General features: G+C 50.2%; 17 protein-coding genes. 12 read left to right on the plus strand and 5 right to left on the minus strand.

What is annotated here, in order from left to right; all coding sequences use genetic code 11:
• Positions 1 to 120: 120 nt before the first annotated feature.
• Positions 121 to 519 carry an HIT family protein gene (locus ACTHSQ_RS05670; protein WP_070748987.1) on the plus strand — a complete coding sequence of 133 codons (399 nt, stop codon included), beginning with the start codon at positions 121 to 123 and terminating at the stop codon, positions 517 to 519.
• Positions 520 to 591: 72 nt separating this feature from the next.
• Complete coding sequence (locus ACTHSQ_RS05675) at positions 592 to 1,785, plus strand: LD-carboxypeptidase (protein ID WP_440371391.1); 1,194 nt, start codon at positions 592 to 594, stop codon at positions 1,783 to 1,785.
• Positions 1,786 to 1,848: 63 nt separating this feature from the next.
• Here ACTHSQ_RS05675 and serC read toward each other — a convergent pair whose 3' ends face one another.
• A complete protein-coding gene (gene serC / locus ACTHSQ_RS05680) occupies positions 1,849 to 2,955 on the minus strand; it encodes a phosphoserine transaminase (protein WP_440371390.1) in 1,107 nt (368 codons plus the stop codon).
• Between the two features lie 342 nt (positions 2,956 to 3,297).
• On the opposite strand from serC, the gene rimP reads away from it, so the two are divergent.
• The 6 genes from rimP to ACTHSQ_RS05710 all read left to right on the plus strand — a co-directional run bounded on the left by rimP (position 3,298) and on the right by ACTHSQ_RS05710 (position 9,551).
• Positions 3,298 to 3,729 carry a ribosome maturation factor RimP gene (rimP, locus tag ACTHSQ_RS05685; protein ID WP_003685973.1) on the plus strand — a complete coding sequence of 144 codons (432 nt, stop codon included), beginning with the start codon at positions 3,298 to 3,300 and terminating at the stop codon, positions 3,727 to 3,729.
• Positions 3,730 to 3,757: 28 nt separating this feature from the next.
• Positions 3,758 to 5,263 (plus strand): transcription termination factor NusA, encoded by a 1,506-nt coding sequence (gene nusA / locus ACTHSQ_RS05690; RefSeq protein ID WP_003686161.1) that lies wholly within the window; start codon positions 3,758 to 3,760, stop codon positions 5,261 to 5,263.
• Positions 5,264 to 5,274: 11 nt separating this feature from the next.
• On the plus strand, positions 5,275 to 8,169 hold the full coding sequence (infB, locus tag ACTHSQ_RS05695) for a translation initiation factor IF-2 (RefSeq protein WP_003686028.1): 2,895 nt from the start codon (positions 5,275 to 5,277) through the stop codon (positions 8,167 to 8,169).
• Between the two features lie 349 nt (positions 8,170 to 8,518).
• The gene (locus tag ACTHSQ_RS05700; protein WP_003686017.1) at positions 8,519 to 8,707 is read left to right on the plus strand and encodes a hypothetical protein; all 189 of its coding nucleotides are present in this window, start codon (positions 8,519 to 8,521) and stop codon (positions 8,705 to 8,707) included.
• The gene (locus tag ACTHSQ_RS05705) at positions 8,704 to 8,883 is read left to right on the plus strand and encodes a calcium-binding protein (protein WP_003686128.1); all 180 of its coding nucleotides are present in this window, start codon (positions 8,704 to 8,706) and stop codon (positions 8,881 to 8,883) included. Before ACTHSQ_RS05700 ends, ACTHSQ_RS05705 begins: the two co-directional genes overlap by 4 nt.
• A 110-nt stretch (positions 8,884 to 8,993) precedes the next feature.
• Positions 8,994 to 9,551 carry a nitroreductase family protein gene (locus ACTHSQ_RS05710; RefSeq protein WP_003686181.1) on the plus strand — a complete coding sequence of 186 codons (558 nt, stop codon included), beginning with the start codon at positions 8,994 to 8,996 and terminating at the stop codon, positions 9,549 to 9,551.
• 79 nt (positions 9,552 to 9,630) lie between these two features.
• Here ACTHSQ_RS05710 and ACTHSQ_RS05715 read toward each other — a convergent pair whose 3' ends face one another.
• The 4 genes from ACTHSQ_RS05715 to yajC all read right to left on the minus strand — a co-directional run bounded on the left by ACTHSQ_RS05715 (position 9,631) and on the right by yajC (position 13,972).
• Entirely contained in the window at positions 9,631 to 10,512 is an 882-nt protein-coding gene (locus ACTHSQ_RS05715; RefSeq protein WP_440371389.1) for a carbohydrate kinase family protein, read from the minus strand.
• 325 nt (positions 10,513 to 10,837) lie between these two features.
• Positions 10,838 to 11,773, minus strand: coding sequence for a protein translocase subunit SecF (gene secF, locus ACTHSQ_RS05720; protein ID WP_003686183.1), 936 nt, complete (start codon positions 11,771 to 11,773; stop codon positions 10,838 to 10,840).
• Between the two features lie 3 nt (positions 11,774 to 11,776).
• Positions 11,777 to 13,630, minus strand: coding sequence for a protein translocase subunit SecD (secD, locus tag ACTHSQ_RS05725; RefSeq protein WP_070632148.1), 1,854 nt, complete (start codon positions 13,628 to 13,630; stop codon positions 11,777 to 11,779).
• 75 nt (positions 13,631 to 13,705) lie between these two features.
• Positions 13,706 to 13,972, minus strand: a complete 267-nt coding sequence (gene yajC, locus ACTHSQ_RS05730) for a preprotein translocase subunit YajC (RefSeq protein ID WP_070632146.1) — start codon at positions 13,970 to 13,972, stop codon at positions 13,706 to 13,708.
• A gap of 178 nt (positions 13,973 to 14,150) precedes the next feature.
• On the opposite strand from yajC, the gene ACTHSQ_RS05735 reads away from it, so the two are divergent.
• From ACTHSQ_RS05735 to ACTHSQ_RS05750, 4 genes are all read left to right on the plus strand, one after another.
• The gene (locus tag ACTHSQ_RS05735) at positions 14,151 to 15,209 is read left to right on the plus strand and encodes a histone deacetylase family protein (protein ID WP_440371454.1); all 1,059 of its coding nucleotides are present in this window, start codon (positions 14,151 to 14,153) and stop codon (positions 15,207 to 15,209) included.
• 234 nt (positions 15,210 to 15,443) lie between these two features.
• Positions 15,444 to 16,508, plus strand: coding sequence for a 2,3-butanediol dehydrogenase (locus ACTHSQ_RS05740; RefSeq protein ID WP_070632139.1), 1,065 nt, complete (start codon positions 15,444 to 15,446; stop codon positions 16,506 to 16,508).
• Positions 16,509 to 16,626: 118 nt separating this feature from the next.
• Entirely contained in the window at positions 16,627 to 17,730 is a 1,104-nt protein-coding gene (locus ACTHSQ_RS05745; RefSeq protein ID WP_440371388.1) for an NADH-dependent flavin oxidoreductase, read from the plus strand.
• Positions 17,731 to 17,749: 19 nt separating this feature from the next.
• Complete coding sequence (locus tag ACTHSQ_RS05750; RefSeq protein ID WP_440371387.1) at positions 17,750 to 17,929, plus strand: hypothetical protein; 180 nt, start codon at positions 17,750 to 17,752, stop codon at positions 17,927 to 17,929.
• The last annotated feature ends 30 nt before the right edge of the window (positions 17,930 to 17,959 follow it).

Consider the following 17,959-nt stretch of genomic DNA (forward strand, 5'->3'; position numbering starts at 1 on the left):
TTGGTGGTTTATACCCAAACCGTGGTTTTTCACATTCATCACACTGACTGCTATTTACCTCATTCTAAAAATCCTGATTGAAATCATCCGATTCCTATTCAGACTGAGAAAGAAAAACCCATGACCTGCCCCATCTGTACTGCCGACAACGAAGACATTTTGCTGCAAACGCCAAACCTGCGCGTTATCGCCGTCCACAACGAAGCCGGCGCACCGGCATTCTGCCGCGTTATTTGGAATAACCATGTTTCCGAGATGACCGACCTTTCCCCTGCCGAACGCAACGAAATCATGGAAATGGTGTATCAGGTTGAAGCCGCCATGCGCCAAGTCTTCCGCCCGGCAAAAATCAATTTGGCCAGCCTCGGCAATGTTGTGCCCCACCTGCATTGGCACGTCATCGCCCGTTTTGAAAACGACGCCAACTTCCCCGCGCCGATTTGGGCTACGCCCGTCCGCGAACACGGTATGACCTTGCCCGAAAATTGGCCGGAACAAATCAAAAACTTAATCGCTTAACTTTCAGACGGCCTGTAAGGTCCGACATGCCAAGTTCAGGCCGTCTGAACATATAACGAAAGGAAAACCTCAATGAACTCCACCACGCGCCGCCATTTCCTGCGCACCTGCTCTGCCGCGGCAGGCGCAGGATTGTTGCAAGCCTGCGGTACAGGTACGACCACCACGCCGCAAACCAAAACCACATCTACCACCGCGAAAGCCCAAACCGTGCAACCTAAGCAACCTCATCCGCCACGTTCCGGCGACAACCTCCTGCGCGTTGTTGCGCCGTCAGGCTTTGCCGAAGACCCCAACCGCGTGACCACCGGCCTGACCCGCCTCTACAACGCAGGCTTTACCGTGACCAACCAACAGGCAGGCAGCCGCCGTTACCAACGCTTTGCCGGCAGCGACGCCCAACGCGCCGCCGACTTCCAAGACGTTGCCAGCGGCCGCGTTGAAACGCCTAAAGTCTTGATGGGCCTGCGCGGCGGCTACGGCGCGGCACGCATCTTGCCGCAAATCGACTTTGCCTCACTCGGCGCCAGAATGCGCGAACGCGGTACATTGTTCTTCGGTTTCAGCGACGTGTGCGCCGTCCAACTCGCCCTGTTGGCCAAAGGCAATATGATGAGCTTTGCAGGCCCGATGGTGTACAGCGAATTCGGCAAAGCTGACCCCAGCGTCTTTACCATGGATTCTTTCATCCGCGGCACGACCAACAACGTCAATATCGTTGATGTCCCAACCATCCAACGCGCCGATGTCAACGTCGAAGGCACATTGTGGGGCGGCAACCTCAGCGTTCTCGCCTCCCTCGCCGGTACGCCTTACATGCCCGATATTCAAGGCGGCATCCTCTTTATCGAAGACGTCAGCGAGCAACCCTACCGCATCGAACGTATGCTCAACACGCTTTATCTGTCAGGTGTTTTGCAAAAACAACGCGCCATCATCTTCGGCGATTTCCGCATGGGTACTATCCGCGACGTGTACGACTCCAGCTACGACTTCTCCGCCGTCGTCAACCACATTTCGCGCACTGCCAAGATTCCTGTGTTGACCGGTTTCCCATTCGGCCACATCACCAACAAAACCACTTTCCCGTTGGGCGCGTATGCCAAAGTCCGTAGTACCGGCAACGGCGGTTATTCCGTAACCTTCAGCGGCTATCCTACGCTGAACCCGTCCGCGCTGACGCTCAACAACCTGCTGCCGCCTCCTGTTCCGACTTACGACAGCACTATCTACCGCGACAGCATCACTGAAGAAGTCACCGAATAAGGCTTGTTCAAATAAAAAGGCCGTCTGAAATCCAGTTTCAGACGGCCTTTTTATATCTTCATCTTAACCGTAACGTCGTTGAAAATCTTTCATAAAGTCAGCCAACGCGTTCACACCTTCAAGCGGCATCGCATTGTAAATGCTGGCACGCATACCGCCGACGGTTTTATAGCCCTTGAGCAGGCACAAGCCCTGCAACTCAGCTTCCAACACAAAACGGCGGTCCAAGTCTTCGCTTGCGGTTTTGAAGACCACGTTCATTTTGGAGCGCGCATCAGGATGAATATCGTTGATGTAAAAACCGCCGCTGCCGTCTATCGTCTCATACAAGGTTTGCGCCTTTATTCGATTGACCGCTTCAATTTTTTTCACACCGCCCTGCGTTTGCAGCCAGCGGAACACCAAACCCGACATATAAATCGCATAAGTAGAAGGCGTGTTGTACATACCGTCGCGGTTGATATGCGAACGGTAGTTGAACACATCGGGAATATCGTTCGGACAACGCTCCAGCAAGTCATCGCGGATAATGACCACGGTCGCACCGGCAGGACCGATATTTTTTTGTGCGCCGGCATAAATCAAGCCGTAATCGGATACATCAAACTCACGCGACAAAATCTCGCTCGACATATCGCACACCAGCGGCGGCAGGCCGTCTGAAAGTTTGGGGACGTTTTGATACTGCAAGCCGTTTACGGTTTCATTAATCGCAAAATGAACAAACGCGGAATTCGGGTTGACATCCCAATCCTCCACCGCAGGCAGGTTTTTATAGGCATATTGTTCGCCGCCATGCGCGGCCAAACGGATTTCGGCATTGCTCAAACGGCTCATCTGTTCATAGGCAATACGACTCCAGTTGCCCGTTACCACCGCGTCGGCAGTCGCAAAACCGTGCGCCAAATTCATGGCCACCATATTAAATTGCGTGGTCGCACCGCCCTGTAAAAACAGGATTTTATAGTTGGACGGAATATTCAAAAGCTGGCGCAAGTCTTGTTCGGCATGATGCAGAATGCTCAAAAACATATCCGAACGGTGGCTCATCGCCATCACGGGGAAGCCCGTATCGTTGTAGTCGAGCATTTCCTGTTGTGCGGTACGCAATACCGCTTCCGGCAATACGGCAGGACCTGCAGAAAAATTGTAAATCGGGTGTGCAGACATGGCGGCCTCCTTTCTTATTCGGTGGGTATGAAGAAATTGTAGAACCGCCTTGCACATTGTGCAAGCGCGAAAAATCAGGAAATCCAAGGCCGTCTGAAAACAAAGCAATACCAATTCTTTGTTTTCCAAAATAATTTCAGAAACGCCATATCAAAACTTGTCAACAATTTCCTTTTCAGACGGCCTCAACCCTACTCTTCCATTTAAGCAATCACTTCAAAAAATCCACGCCAAATCAACACTTTTCTTTTATCTTGAAAACAGTTATAATAGGCCAATTTTTCAAATCACACGAAAAATGGCCGCGCGGCCATTTTTTTGTTTATGTACTTCTGGAGAAGCATGGATATTCAAAGCATTCTTGATAAAACCCTGCCCGGCTTGGGCTACGAGCTGGTCGATTTCGAACTGACCGCACAAGGCGATTTGCGCGTTTTCATCGATAAAGAAGGCGGCATCACCGTCGAAGACTGCGCCACTGTCAGCAACCATCTGAGCCGCGTGTTTATGGTTGAAGACATCGACTACAAACGTTTGGAAATCTCCAGCCCTGGCCTTGACCGTCCGCTGAAAAAAGCCGCGGACTTCGTGCGCTTTGCCGGCCAGAACGCCAAAATCAAAACACGCCTGCCGATTGATGGTCAGAAAAACTTCATCGGCCGCATCGAATCTTGCGAAAACGACATTGTTACCGTCTCTTTCGACGGCAAAACTGCCCAAATCGAATTGAGCAACATCGACAAAGCCCGTTTGCGCCCCGAATTTAAATTTTAAAAACCGATTACTTTGGAGATTCTAGAAAATGAGTCGCGAAATGTTACAGCTGGCCGAAGCGCTGGCAAGTGAAAAAAACGTTGAAACGGAAGTCGTATTCAAAGCCCTTGAATTCGCCCTCTCTACTGCTGCCAAGAAAAAAGCCGACCGCGAGCACATGGACGTGCGTGTCGAAATCGACCGCGATACCGGCGAATACCAAACCTTCCGCCGTTGGCTGATTGTTGCCGATGAAGACTACACCTACCCCGAAGTAGAAAAAACCATCGAGGAAATCCAAGAAGAAATTCCCGGCACCACCATCCAAATCGGCGAATACTACGAAGAGCAGCTGCCAAACGAAGGTTTCGGCCGCCAAGCCGCGCAAACTGCCAAACAAATCATCCTGCAACGCATCCGTGATGCGGAGCGCGAGCAAAACCTGAACGAGTTCCTCGCTTCTAAAGAAGACATCGTTTCCGGTACGGTAAAACGTGTCGAGCGCCACGGCATCATCGTTGAAGTCGTCGCAGGCAAACTTGACGCCCTGATTCCGCGCGAAGAAATGATTCCGCGCGAAAACTTCCGCAGCGGCGACCGCATCCGCGCCCTCTTCCTGCGCGTGGACGAAATCGGCAATACCGGCCGCAAACAAGTCATTTTGAGCCGTACCAGCGGCGACTTCTTGGCCAAACTCTACGCCAACGAAGTGCCTGAAATTGCAGACGGCCTATTGGAAATCCGCGAAGTAGCACGCGACCCTGGTCAACGCGCCAAAGTTGCCGTTAAAGCCAACGACCAACGCATCGACCCGCAAGGTACTTGTATCGGCGTGCGCGGTTCCCGTGTTAACGCCGTGAGCAACGAATTGTCCGGCGAACGCATCGACATCGTATTGTGGTCTCCTGAGCCTGCCCAATTCGTGATGAATGCGCTGTCTCCTGCCGAAGTAAGCCGCATCGTGATTGACGAAGACAAACACGCTGTTGACGTAATCGTTGATGAAAACCAACTGGCGCTGGCCATCGGCCGCGGTGGTCAAAACGTCCGTCTGGCTTCCATCCTGACCGGCTGGCAGCTGAACATCATGACCGTTGAAGAAGCAGACGAGCGCAATGCCGCCGAAGATGCCGTTATCCGCAACCTCTTCACCACCCACTTGAACATCGACGACGAAACCGCCGATATCTTGGTGGAAGAAGGTTTTGCCACTTTGGAAGAAGTTGCTTACGTTCCAGCGGCGGAATTGCTCTCGATTGACGGTTTTGACGAAGAAATCGTTGAAACCCTGCGCAATCGCGCACGCGATGCGATCCTGACCATTACCATCGCCGCAGAAGAAAAACTGGGTGAAGTGTCTGAAGACATGCGCAATTTGGACGGCGTAGATTCCGATATGTTGCGCAAACTGGCCGAAGCCGGCGTTACCCAACGCGATGATCTGGCCGAATTGTCTGTTGACGAATTGGTCGAAATTACCGGTGTTGACGAAGAAGAAGCCAAAAAAGTGATTTTGGCTGCACGCGAACACTGGTTTACTGAAGAAAATAACTAAGGGGGTACTGAATGAGTAATACAACCGTAGCGCAATTTGCCGCCGAACTAAACCGCCCCGTCGATGATTTGCTTAAACAATTGAAAGAAGCCGGGGTCAACAAAAACAGCGGCAATGACAGCATAACCACTGACGACAAACAACTGTTGACTGCTTACCTGCAAAAGAAAAACGGCAGCAACAGCGGTACCATCAGCATCCGCCGCAAAAAAACCGAAATCAGCACCGTTGACGGCGTAAAAGTGGAAACTCGCCGCCGCAGCCGTGCCGTTACCATTCCTTCTTCCGAAGAATTGGCAGCGGAAGCCAAAGCCAAAGTAGCAGCGAAAAACCAAAAAGCCGAAGCAGAAAAAGTAGCCGCTCAAGCCGCCGAAGAAAAAGCCAAAACTGAAGCAGAAGCTGCCGCAAAAGCCGACGCCCGCGCCAAAGCAGAGGCTGAAGCAGCCAGACTGAAAGCAGCCAAAGCCGCACCAAAAGCGGAAGATAAGCCTGTCGCAGCGAAAAAAGAAGAAGCCAAACCGGTTGAAGCCGTAGAAGCCAAGGCCGAAGCAAAAGTTGAAGCGAAAGCAGACAACAAGCCGTCTGAAAAATCCGTTGAAGCTGAAAAACCAGTCGAAGCCAAAAAACCTGCCAAAGCCAAACAAGACAAAGGCGGCAAAGGCAAAGAAGCGAAAAAAGCAGCCAAACCTGCCGCTCCTGCCGTACCGCAACCTGTCGTCAGCGAGGAAGAACAGGCTCAACGCGATGAAGAGGCCCGTCGTGCCGCCGCCCTGCGTGCGCACCAAGAAGCCTTGTTGAAAGAAAAACAAGAGCGTCAAGCACGCCGCGAAGCCATAAAACAACAGGCCGTTCAAGACTCAAAACCTACTAAAGAAGCCAAATCAGGCGAACGCCATAAACCTGCCGAGAAAGCCAAAGCAGCATCCGGCGAAGGCAAATCCGAACACAACGCGCGCGGTAAAAAAGAAGACCGTCGTGATCGTGATGAAGAAAACCAAGGCCGTAACGCCAAAGGCAAAGGCGGCAAAGGCGGCCGTGACCGCAACAATGCACGCAATGGCGACGACGAACGCGTACGCGGCGGCAAAAAAGGCAAAAAACTCAAACTTGAGCCAAACCAACACGCCTTCCAAGCGCCGACCGAACCTGTCGTACACGAAGTTTTGGTGCCTGAAACCATTACCGTTGCCGACTTGGCACACAAAATGGCCGTTAAAGGCGTCGAAGTGGTTAAAGCCCTGATGAAAATGGGCATGATGGTAACCATCAACCAATCTATCGACCAAGACACTGCCCTGATTGTGGTGGAAGAACTCGGCCACATCGGTAAACCTGCCGCCGCCGACGACCCTGAAGCATTCTTGGATGAAGGCGTTGAAGCAGTAGAAGCCGAAGCATTGCCGCGTCCTCCGGTTGTTACCGTGATGGGTCACGTTGACCACGGTAAAACCTCCCTGCTGGACTACATCCGCCGTGCCAAAGTGGTACAAGGCGAAGCGGGCGGCATTACCCAACACATCGGTGCATACCACGTTGAAACCCCACGCGGCGTGATTACCTTCTTGGATACTCCGGGTCACGAAGCATTTACCGCCATGCGTGCGCGCGGTGCGAAAGCAACCGATATCGTGATTCTTGTGGTAGCAGCCGACGACGGCGTAATGCCTCAAACCATCGAGGCGATTGCCCACGCTAAAGCCGCGGGCGTGCCTATGGTGGTAGCGGTAAACAAAATCGATAAAGAGGCGGCCAATCCCGAGCGTATCCGCCAAGAGCTGACTGCGCACGAAGTCGTGCCTGACGAATGGGGCGGTGATGTACAGTTCATCGACGTTTCCGCTAAAAAAGGCCTGAACATCGATGCATTGCTCGAAGCTGTCTTGCTCGAAGCCGAAGTTTTGGAACTGACTGCCCCAGTCGATGCACCTGCCAAAGGCATTATCGTTGAGGCACGTTTGGACAAAGGCCGCGGCGCGGTTGCCACCCTCTTGGTACAAAGCGGTACACTGAAAAAAGGCGATATGCTGCTGGCCGGTACTGCATTCGGTAAAATCCGTGCAATGGTTGACGAAAACGGCAAAGCCATCAATGAAGCCGGCCCGTCTATCCCTGTCGAAATCCTCGGCTTGTCCGACGTACCGAACGCAGGCGAAGATGCAATGGTATTGGCCGACGAGAAAAAAGCGCGCGAAATCGCCCTCTTCCGTCAAGGCAAATACCGCGACGTGCGCTTGGCCAAACAACAGGCCGCGAAACTGGAAAACATGTTCAACAACATGGGCGAAAACCAAGCCCAATCCTTGTCCGTCATCATCAAAGCAGACGTACAAGGTTCTTACGAAGCTTTGGCTGGCAGCCTAAAAAAACTGTCCACCGACGAAGTGAAAGTGAACGTGTTGCACAGCGGTGTTGGCGGTATTACCGAATCTGATGTCAACTTGGCCATCGCTTCCGGCGCATTCATCATCGGCTTTAACGTCCGTGCAGATGCTTCCGCACGCAAACTGGCTGAGAATGAAAACGTGGAAATCCGTTACTACAACATCATTTACGATGCCATCGACGACGTGAAAGCCGCCATGAGCGGTATGCTCTCTCCGGAAGAGAAAGAGCAAGTAACCGGTACGGTCGAAATCCGTCAGGTTATCTCCGTTTCTAAAGTCGGCAACATTGCAGGCTGTATGGTTACCGATGGTGTGGTCAAACGCGACTCCCATGTCCGCCTCATCCGCAACAACGTGGTTATCCACACCGGCGAGCTGTCTTCTTTGAAACGCTACAAAGACGACGTCAAAGAAGTCCGCATGGGCTTCGAGTGCGGCTTGATGATCAAAGGCTACAACGAAATTATGGAAGGCGACCAACTGGAATGCTTCGACATCGTCGAAGTTGCCCGTACTCTGTAATCAGACAGGCCGTCTGAAAAATCAGAAGCAGGTTTTGCAATGCGAAACCTGCTTCTTTTTTCAGACGGCCTTTTTACAACCATTCATAGTTTGAAACTATGAAAATTGATGTGTGGTATATAAGAAACAAAACAGCCGCACAAGGCAAAGCCATTTAGCAAAGGAATAGACGGCAGACAAAGCCTAATAAGGCTCTCTATATATTGTCATATCTTAATGTTTCTGTTGTTTTTATCAAATTTCGGCACTAGTATATACAGCCTAAACACAATACAAATTAAGCAATACCGGCCATATGCCGGATACGTTTACTTCCTTGTTACTCTCATCAATATCTAAAGAAAATATCATGACAATCGAAAAAGCAATGCGCATCCGCAATGCGCAATTTGAATTACGACATTTAGAGCAATTGCAGCCATCTCCCCTTGCACAAGCAACAACAGGCACATCGGGAGATGACGTTTATTATGTAACCCGCAGCGACGATAAAATCATTGAAAACCCAAATGGCAGAGATGATACGGTTTACAGTTGAAAACCGGCGATGATTGGGTCTTAACCATCAAAGATACAGGCGACACCCTGACCATCCATGACATTGCCAACAATAATGTCGACAGCTTTGTATTCGAAAACGGTAAGAGCTACACCGCCGACGAAATCAACAAAGCACTGATTACTGAAAATACACAAAACAACAGTATCCTGTAAAACTCAAAGGCCGTCTGAAACCTTAATTCAGACGGCCTTAGTCCTTTGCTGATTTATTTATCGTTCTGCTATATAATTATTCTCATTCGAATTCACAAGAAAGAATAAAAATGGATGCCTTAAATCTCCTCACCACGCGTCGCTCTTCCAAAAAACTGACTGCTCCTGCACCCAATGCCGAGCAACTGGAACAAATGCTGCAAGCGGCAACACAAGTTCCTGATCACGGCAATATGCGCCCTTACCGCTTTACTGTGATTCAAAGCGAGACTGGCTTACAACGTTTCCGCGAGCTGTTGAGCAATACCGTTACCGAACTCAACTTCGGCGATGATGCTATGAAAAAAGCCGAACGCGTCGGCAACATGGCGCCTATGATTATCGGCGTTACATTTACGCCAAACCGTGAAGTGGCAAAACCCAAACCTGAATGGGAGCAAATGCTGACTGCCGGCTGCGCCGCCTATGCTTTACAACTGGCTGCTTCTGCTCAAGGCTTCGACAACGTTTGGATTACGGGCATGTGGGTCAACAGCCCATTGTTGCGCGAAGCATTTGAGTGTGCCGACAAAGACAAAATCATCGGTCTGATGATGATTGGTTCGCCGACCGAAGAAGGCGGCGGCCCGAAAAATACCAACTTGGAATGTTTTACAACTTATTGGTAAAGCCTGAAAACACTAAGGCCGTCTGAAAACCTGATTTAATGGTTGTTTAGACGGCCTTTTTATATCTATTATCGAAGCATCAAGCCGGATACATAAACGCTTCAATTTCTTCCAAAGAAATATCCACCGTCGCGCCATGACGTGAAGCCACCAATGCACCTAACGCACAAGCAAAAGCAATAGCTTCTTGAGGAGGCGCATTGTTCAGCAGTTTGTAAGTCAAGCCACCAAGGAAGCTGTCGCCGGAGCCGACAGTATCCACCACTTTGACGCGGAAACCGCAATGACGGTATAACTCGCCGTCCTTATACAAAACCGCGCCATGGCTGCCCAAAGTCACGCAAAGGATTTTGACGCCGGTCAGCTCAACGAGGTAGCTGATATTTTGCTCGATACTGTGATAAGGAGAACCATAAGCCGCAGCCAATTCATACAACTCATCATCATTGAGTTTGACCATATCGGACTGTTTCATGGTCTCCAACAAGCGGTCAATATCGTAATGGGGCTTGCGCAGATTAACGTCAAAAATTTTGAATTTGGCTTCTTTCAGCAAAACTGCCAAGCTTTTATGCGAAACTTCATCACGGGTTGCCAAGCTGCCAAAAACGAACGCATCGGATTCTGCTACACGTTTGATTGCCGCATCATCAACCGCAATCCTGTCCCACGCGCAAGGATAGACAATCTCATAAGACGCACTGCCACACTTATCCAAATGTACTTTCACCAAGCTGGTCGCACATTCATGACAAACCTGCAAATAATCAGTGTTGACGTTTTTGCTTTGAATCTGGCGTAGCAATTCTTCGCCATCGGCATCATCGCCACGACGGCTGATGATGGCAGTATCGATACCCAAAGACTGCAAACGAACGGTAACATTCAGGGGTGCACCACCCAATACCTTTCCGTTTGGAAAATCGTCCCACAGCACTTCGCCGAAACTGGTTACTTTCATTCTTGGCCTTCCTTTTTTGAGGTTGATTGGCAGGATCTGCACGCCCAACAGATTTTTTGCAAATCATGTACTTGTAGTAAAACTCCAGCATCGGGGGCGAAAGTATTATGTTTTAAAATATTGGGACTGACAAGCAATTAAGGGCATATCAGACAATAAACTTGATTCATCACAAAATTATATTGTTCCTATTTTTTTCTTTTTCTTTCACATTTATCCCCTCCTATTTCATTAAAACAAAACATTCTGAAATTTAAATACAAAAGGCCGTCTGAAAACTGATTCAATCAATTTTCAGACGGCCTTTATTGAAGTATTGCAGCGATTAAACTACAACTTCTTCTTTTTTCTTCACTTCTTTGGCAATGTTCTCACGGCTCAAGCCAAACATCAGCAAGAGCGGGCTGGCAACCAATACGGAAGAGTAAATACCGAATACGATACCGATGGTCAGCGCCATAGAGAAACCGTGCAAGGCTGCACCGCCGAACACCAGCATAGAAACAACCATTGCCTCGGTCGAACCGTGGGTAATGATGGTACGGCTCATGGTTGCGGTAATCGCGTTGTCGATGACTTCCGGCACAGTGTGGCCGCGCATATGCGGCTTACGGAAGTTTTCACGAATACGGTCAAACACAACCACAGATTCGTTCACGGAATAACCCAGAACTGCCAAAATACCTGCCAAGACAGTCAGAGAGAATTCCCATTGGAAGAAGGCGAAACAGCCGAGAATAATCACGATATCGTGCATATTCGCAATAATCGCGGATACTGCAAAACGCCACTCAAAACGCATGGACAAGTAAATAATGATACCTGCCACCACGAAGCCCAATGCCATCAAACCATTGGTAACCAATTCTTCACCAACCTGAGGGCCGATAAATTCGACTTGGCGCAAGGTAACATCAGGATTGTCTTTTTTCAGCAAATCCATCACTTGGTTGGACAACTGGGCAGACGTTACGCCTTCTTTGTTCGGCAGGCGAATCATGATGTGTTTGTTCGTACCCAATGCCTGAACCTGTACATCACCCATTTTCAGCGTATCGAGGCGTTCGCGCGTTTTATTCACATCTACGCCCTGCTGATATTGGACTTCCATCACCGTACCGCCGGTAAATTCGACGGAGAAATTCAGGCCTTTGGTTACCAAAAAGAACACGGCGGCGATAAACGTAACCAACGAAATAAAGGTCGTCAGTTTGCCGTAGCTCATAAACGGAATATCGCGTTTGATTTTAAATAATTCCATGTTTTACTCCTTGCCTTCTGCCATTTCAGCTTTCGGCTTCCATACCGCACCAATGGAAATATTCCGCAATTTGCGACGGCGGCCGTACCACAGGTTAACCAAAGCACGGAACACGACCACAGACGAATACATCGAGGTCAGAATACCGATACAGTGCACAACAGCAAAACCACGTACAGGGCCGGAACCAAATACCAACAAAGCAATACCGGCAATCAGAGAGGTCAAGTTAGAGTCGACAATGGTTGCCCAAGCATGTTGGAAACCGAGGTTGATGGCCTGTTGAGGTGGTATACCTGCGCGTAATTCTTCACGGATACGTTCGTTAATCAATACGTTGGAGTCAATCGCCATACCCAATGTCAATGCCAACGCAGCAATACCCGGCAGGGTCAGCGTTGCCTGCATGGCAGACAAAATACCTACCAAGAACAAGATATTGGTACTCAAAGCGATGGTAGAGAAGAAACCCATCAGGCGGTAGTAAACCACCATAAATGCGGCAACGGCGGCAAAGCCCCACAAGGTAGAATTGAAACCTTTTTCAATGTTTTCCTTACCCAAAGACGGGCCGATGGTACGTTCTTCGACAATCTGCATAGGCGCAGCCAGCGAACCGGCACGCAGCAACAATGAAGTATCGTTGGCTTCGGCAGTTGTCATGCTACCGGAAATTTCCACACGGCCACCGGTAATGGCGGAGCGGATGACAGGCGCAGTCACAACTTCGGATTTACCTTGGTCGATCAACACCATAGCCATACGTTTACCCACATTGGCCGAAGTCAATTCGCCAAAAATGCTGCCACCTGCGCTGTCCAAGCTCAGGCTCACAGCAGGAGCGCCCATTTGGTCAAAGCTAGGTTGCGCGTCGTTGATGTTGTCGCCGGTCAGTTCAACTTGTTTGTTGACCAAAATAGTTTCCGGATGATCGCCACCGCTTGACAGTAACTCATAACCAGTCGGTACATTACCGTTTAAGGCTTCTTGCAGTTTAATCGGATCGTCTTCCACCATGCGTACTTCCAAAGTCGCAGTACGACCGATAATGTCTTTTGCTTTGGCAGTATCTTGTACACCCGGCAGCTGTACAACAATGCGGTCAAGACCGGATTGCTGGATAACCGGTTCTGCCACACCCAATTCGTTCACACGGTTGTGCAAAGTATTGATGTTTTGCTTAACCGCATCAGAGCGTACTTTATTAATCGCCTCTTCAGACAGAGTCAGCACGATATTGTTACTGTCTGCAACTAAAGTGGCTTCAGGGAACATTTTTTGCAACTGAGGCAAGGCCTTTTGTACATCAGCGGCATCTTGCAGAGGTACGGTCAGACCGTTTTCAGCCTGATGCACCGTACCGGTACGGATTTTTTCGCGACGCAATTCGCGGCGGATGTCGCCGGCGTAACGTTCAAACGTTTTCTGCATCGCGGCTTTCATGTCCACCTGCATGGTGAAATGCACACCGCCGCGTAAGTCAAGACCCAAGAACATCGGATTGGCTTTAATTTTCGCCATCCACTCAGGGCTGTCCGCCAAAAGGTTAAGCGCGGTAATATAGCCTTCGCCCAAAGTGTTTTCGATGACATCACGCGCTTTCAGTTGCGTTTCAGTATCTTTAAAACGCACTTTCAGCGAGTTATCGACAATGAACATACCGTCCGTCTGAATACCTGCGCTTTGCAACGCAGAAGACACTTTAGACTGAGTTTGATCATTGATAACGATGGCTTGTCGGTTGGTCGATACCTGTACGGCAGGCGTTTCACCGAAAAGGTTGGGCAGCGAGTAAACAGCCGCAACCACAATCGTGAACGCAATCAGCAGGTATTTCCATAAAGGATAACGGTTCATGGTAAACCTTTGCTTTATTTATAAAGGCAAACAGCCGCACTCGGAAAATGAGGCGGCTTTTCGCAAAAAAACGGATTATTCGGCTTTCGCGGCAATCGCGTTGCGTTCCACTTCTACTTCGATTCTCACACCTTGACCGATGTCGACAGTGTAGAATTGCTCGCCGACTTTAGTCACGCGGCCTTTGAAACCTGCAGCCAAAACGACTTTATCGCCTACTTTCAAAGCAGCCAGCATAGCTTGGTGTGCTTTGAATTTCTTTTGTTGAGGACGCATAATCAGGAAGTAAAACACCACCATAATCAGCAGTAAAGGGGCAAATTGAGCCACAGCTTGATTCATAATATATCCGTTCTTTTGAGTTTTAAGATAAAGTAAAAAACTGCATACAGCCCAAAACGCAGTTGGTCGGACTGTAAAATTGAGCTATTCTAAAGGCCGTCTGAAAAATTTCCAAGCATTTCCGTATTTATTAACCATATTTAGCAGTCTTTACGACTTGTCCGACACATACTGTTCCATGTTCAAAAAAATCCTTTGGCGCATCAGCACCCGCCTACGCCGTTTGTTTGGCAAAAACGCCCGCACCGTATGGATTTCCCATCCGATATTTTTGCAGCATCAGCCGGGCACCAACCACCCCGACAAGCCCGAACGCATCAGCGCCATTCAAGCCGCCTTAAAAAAGGAAGGCATCTGGCGTCATCTGCAAACCGCTGAAGCACCCGAAATAAAAGATGCGCAACTGGCATTGGTCCACTCGCGCAACTATCTGCACGAATTAGAGGCCGCACAGCCGCTCCCCGGCAAAATCCACCGCATCGATGACGATACCGTCATCTGCCACGACTCCCTCCAAGCCGCCCGTTTTGCGGCCGGCGCCGTCGTCAAGGCAGTCGATATGGTGATGAATAAAAAGGCCTGGCATGCTTTTTGCGCCATCCGCCCGCCAGGCCACCATGCCCACAGTAACAGCGCCGGCGGATTTTGCCTGATCAACAACGTTGCCGCCGGCGTGATGCACGCCATTGCCCAATACCGCCTGCAACGAATTGCCGCCATCGATTTCGACGTCCACTTCGGCGACGGTACGGCGGAGATTCTCCGAGACGATCCGCGCGTGATGTTTTTCAACCTGTTTGAAACCGACATCTTCCCCTTCCCGGAGGCGGAACAATACGCCGGCAGCAAAAATATGCTGCATACACCCCTCAAACCGGGCACAGGCAGCCGTATCTTCCGCACGACCATCCGCGAACAATGGCTGCCCAAGCTCACGGCTTTCCGTCCCGAGTTGGTGTTGCTTTCAGCCGGTTTTGACGGACACAAACAAGACGAAACAGGCCGTCTGAACCTGCATGAAGCCGATTTTGCCTGGCTGACACACAAAATCGTCCAAGCAACGGCAAGCTGTCAGGGACGTGTCGTTTCCGTACTGGAAGGCGGATATACCTTGGAATCCCTGTCCAAATCCGCCGCCGCCCACATCCGCGTATTGGCGGGCTTGAGCAAGGCCGATTACGTCATCGCCTACCAAAAGCATTTGAAGCGCGGCAAAAGTAACAATCCTACGCAATAACGCATTTAAACTATCGACCCAGGCCGTCTGAAAACACATCATCCGTTTCAGACGGCCGGCCTTTTTTTCATTTACACACGTTAATTTGAGCAAAGACAAACCATTTCCATATTATCAGTAGTAAAATAACAAAAATAAAACGGACAAATAAAAATAGTTCACACACCTCACTGCTACCCTTTCCCCAATTGACCGTCTTTTCAGACGGCCTCCATTTAAAAAAGGAGCGTTACAATGAAAGCAGCACGTTTTTACAACAAAGGCGACATCCGCATCGAAGACATTCCAGAGCCAACCGTAGCTCCGGGTACTGTCGGCATTAATGTTGCTTGGTGCGGTATCTGCGGTACCGACCTGCACGAATTCATGGAAGGCCCGATTTTCATTCCGCCTTGCGGCCATCCACACCCAATCTCCGGCGAGTCTGCGCCAGTTACCATGGGTCACGAGTTCTCCGGCGTAGTTTATGCCGTAGGCGAAGGCGTGGACGACATCAAAGTCGGCCAACACGTTGTGGTCGAACCCTACATCATCCGCGATGACGTACCGACCGGCGAAGGCAGCAACTACCACCTCTCCAAAGACATGAACTTCATCGGCTTGGGCGGCTGCGGTGGCGGCTTGTCTGAAAAAATTGCCGTCAAACGCCGTTGGGTACACCCTATTTCCGACAAAATCCCATTGGACCAAGCTGCTTTGATTGAGCCTCTGTCTGTCGGCCACCATGCTTATGTACGCAGTGGTGCGAAAGAAGGCGACGTGGCCTTGGTAGGCGGCGCAGGCCCAATCGGTTTGCTGTTGGCTGCCGTATTGAAAGCCAAAGGCATCAAAGTCATCATCACCGAATTGAGCAAAGCACGTAAAGACAAAGCGCGCGAATCCGGCGTTGCCGACTACATCCTCGATCCGTCCGAAGTCGATGTCGTCGAAGAAGTGAAAAAACTGACCAACGGCGAAGGCGTGGACGTGGCATTCGAATGCACCAGCGTCAACAAAGTGTTGGATACTTTGGTGGCCGCCTGCAAACCTGCCGCCAATTTGGTCATCGTATCCATTTGGAGCCACCCCGCCACCATCAACGTCCACAGCGTTGTGATGAAAGAGCTGGACGTGCGCGGCACCATCGCCTACTGCAACGACCACGCCGAAACCATCAAATTGGTTGAAGAAGGCAAAATCAACCTTGAGCCTTTCATCACCCAGCGCATCAAACTGGACGAATTGATTTCCGAAGGCTTCGAGCGCTTGATCCACAACAACGAATCCGCAGTAAAAATCATTGTTAACCCTAATCTTTAATCCTAAGGCTTAAAGAATAAACAGGCCGTCTGAAACCTTTCAGACGGCCTGTTTACTTGATAATTTCCCGAATAGCCCAATTCTCTGCCAACCATTCACTTATCAAGAGCAAAATCTCATGAATCCAAAATACGCCCCACTCTTTCAAACATACACCCTCAATAACGGCGTAACCATCAAAAACCGCCTTGCCGTTGCCCCCATGACCCATTTCGGCTCACAAGCCGACGGTTTGATCAGCGACCAAGAGCGCACCTTCCTCAGCAACCGCGCAGGCGATATGGGCTTGTTTATCACTGCCGCCACTTTGGTTCAAAAAGACGGCAAAGCCTTTCACGGCCAACCTGAAGCCACAGGCAAACACTGCCTCGACAGCCTGAAAGAAACCGCACAAATCCTGCAACAGCAAGGCGCAAAAGCAATTTTACAAATTCATCACGGCGGTTCCAAAGCCATGGATGACCTTTTGGACGGTCTCGATAAAATCAGCGCTTCCGCCAACGAAGCCGAACACGCACGTGAAGCGACCGCAGAAGAAGTCGAAGCACTCATCGCCTCTTATGCGCAAGCCGCCGATTTGGCGCTTCGTGCCGGTTTTGACGGCGTGGAAATCCACGGCGCGAACGGCTATTTAATCCAACAGTTTTACTCAGCCCAAAGCAACCGCCGCAACGACCAATGGGGCGGCAGCTTGGAAAACAGAATGCGCTTCCCGCTGGCCGTTATCGATGCCGTGGTTGCCGTCCGTGAAAAACACCAGCGCAACGACTTCATCATCGGCTACCGCTTCTCGCCCGAAGAAGCAGGCGAAGACGGGCTGACCATGACCGAAACCGGCGCACTGATTGACGCGCTGATACAGAAGCCGCTACAATACCTGCACGTTTCCTTGTGGGAGTTCGACAAAAAAATCCGACGCGGCGGCGATACGGCGCAAACCCGTATACAGTTTATCCACGACCGTATCAATGGCAAACTGCCGCTTATCGGCGTGGGCAACCTGTTTACCGCCGATCAAATTTTGGCCGCCTATGAAACCGGCTGGGCAGAATTTATCGCATTGGGCAAAACCGTGATGATTAATCCGCACATCGCCACACAAATCCGTGAAGGCCGCGAAGATGAAATCGAAACGCAACTCGACCCAACGCGTGCCGACCATTACAGCCTCCCCGACACCTTGTGGGGCTTTGCCTCCAGCGGTCAGCTAAATAGAGAGTAAATTAGTTTAGGAGAAAAAGATGAAAGCTACTGAATTGAATGAAAAACTTATTGTTGCAGAAGACGCTTTGGCTGAATTGTCAAAAGATGACCTTGTATCTCTTTTATGTGAAATTGGTTATAGTCCTGCGGTTATTGATGTATTGACAGAATATCAGGAATTTGTCAAAGCTTTTCGAAAGAAACTAGGTTTGCTCTAATCCGAATGCCCCCCTGTGAAAACTGGCCCT

This window comes from Neisseria sp. P0009.S008, assembly GCF_051958615.1.
Taxonomy (GTDB): Bacteria; Pseudomonadota; Gammaproteobacteria; order Burkholderiales; family Neisseriaceae; genus Neisseria; species Neisseria subflava.

Bases quoted from the DNA above. Each gene is read 5' to 3' on its own strand.
- secF (WP_003686183.1), bottom strand. From the start codon at position 11,773: ATGGAATTATTTAAAATCAAACGCGATATTCCGTTTATGAGCTACGGC.
- serC (WP_440371390.1), bottom strand. From the start codon at position 2,955: ATGTCTGCACACCCGATTTACAATTTTTCTGCAGGTCCTGCCGTATTG.
- ACTHSQ_RS05750 (WP_440371387.1), top strand. From the start codon at position 17,750: ATGAAAGCTACTGAATTGAATGAAAAACTTATTGTTGCAGAAGACGCT.
- ACTHSQ_RS05715 (WP_440371389.1), bottom strand. From the start codon at position 10,512: ATGAAAGTAACCAGTTTCGGCGAAGTGCTGTGGGACGATTTTCCAAAC.
- yajC (WP_070632146.1), bottom strand. From the start codon at position 13,972: ATGAATCAAGCTGTGGCTCAATTTGCCCCTTTACTGCTGATTATGGTG.
- ACTHSQ_RS05740 (WP_070632139.1), top strand. From the start codon at position 15,444: ATGAAAGCAGCACGTTTTTACAACAAAGGCGACATCCGCATCGAAGAC.
- rimP (WP_003685973.1), top strand. From the start codon at position 3,298: ATGGATATTCAAAGCATTCTTGATAAAACCCTGCCCGGCTTGGGCTAC.
- ACTHSQ_RS05745 (WP_440371388.1), top strand. From the start codon at position 16,627: ATGAATCCAAAATACGCCCCACTCTTTCAAACATACACCCTCAATAAC.
- ACTHSQ_RS05735 (WP_440371454.1), top strand. From the start codon at position 14,151: ATGTTCAAAAAAATCCTTTGGCGCATCAGCACCCGCCTACGCCGTTTG.
- ACTHSQ_RS05710 (WP_003686181.1), top strand. From the start codon at position 8,994: ATGGATGCCTTAAATCTCCTCACCACGCGTCGCTCTTCCAAAAAACTG.
- ACTHSQ_RS05670 (WP_070748987.1), top strand. From the start codon at position 121: ATGACCTGCCCCATCTGTACTGCCGACAACGAAGACATTTTGCTGCAA.
- infB (WP_003686028.1), top strand. From the start codon at position 5,275: ATGAGTAATACAACCGTAGCGCAATTTGCCGCCGAACTAAACCGCCCC.
- ACTHSQ_RS05700 (WP_003686017.1), top strand. From the start codon at position 8,519: ATGACAATCGAAAAAGCAATGCGCATCCGCAATGCGCAATTTGAATTA.
- secD (WP_070632148.1), bottom strand. From the start codon at position 13,630: ATGAACCGTTATCCTTTATGGAAATACCTGCTGATTGCGTTCACGATT.
- ACTHSQ_RS05675 (WP_440371391.1), top strand. From the start codon at position 592: ATGAACTCCACCACGCGCCGCCATTTCCTGCGCACCTGCTCTGCCGCG.
- nusA (WP_003686161.1), top strand. From the start codon at position 3,758: ATGAGTCGCGAAATGTTACAGCTGGCCGAAGCGCTGGCAAGTGAAAAA.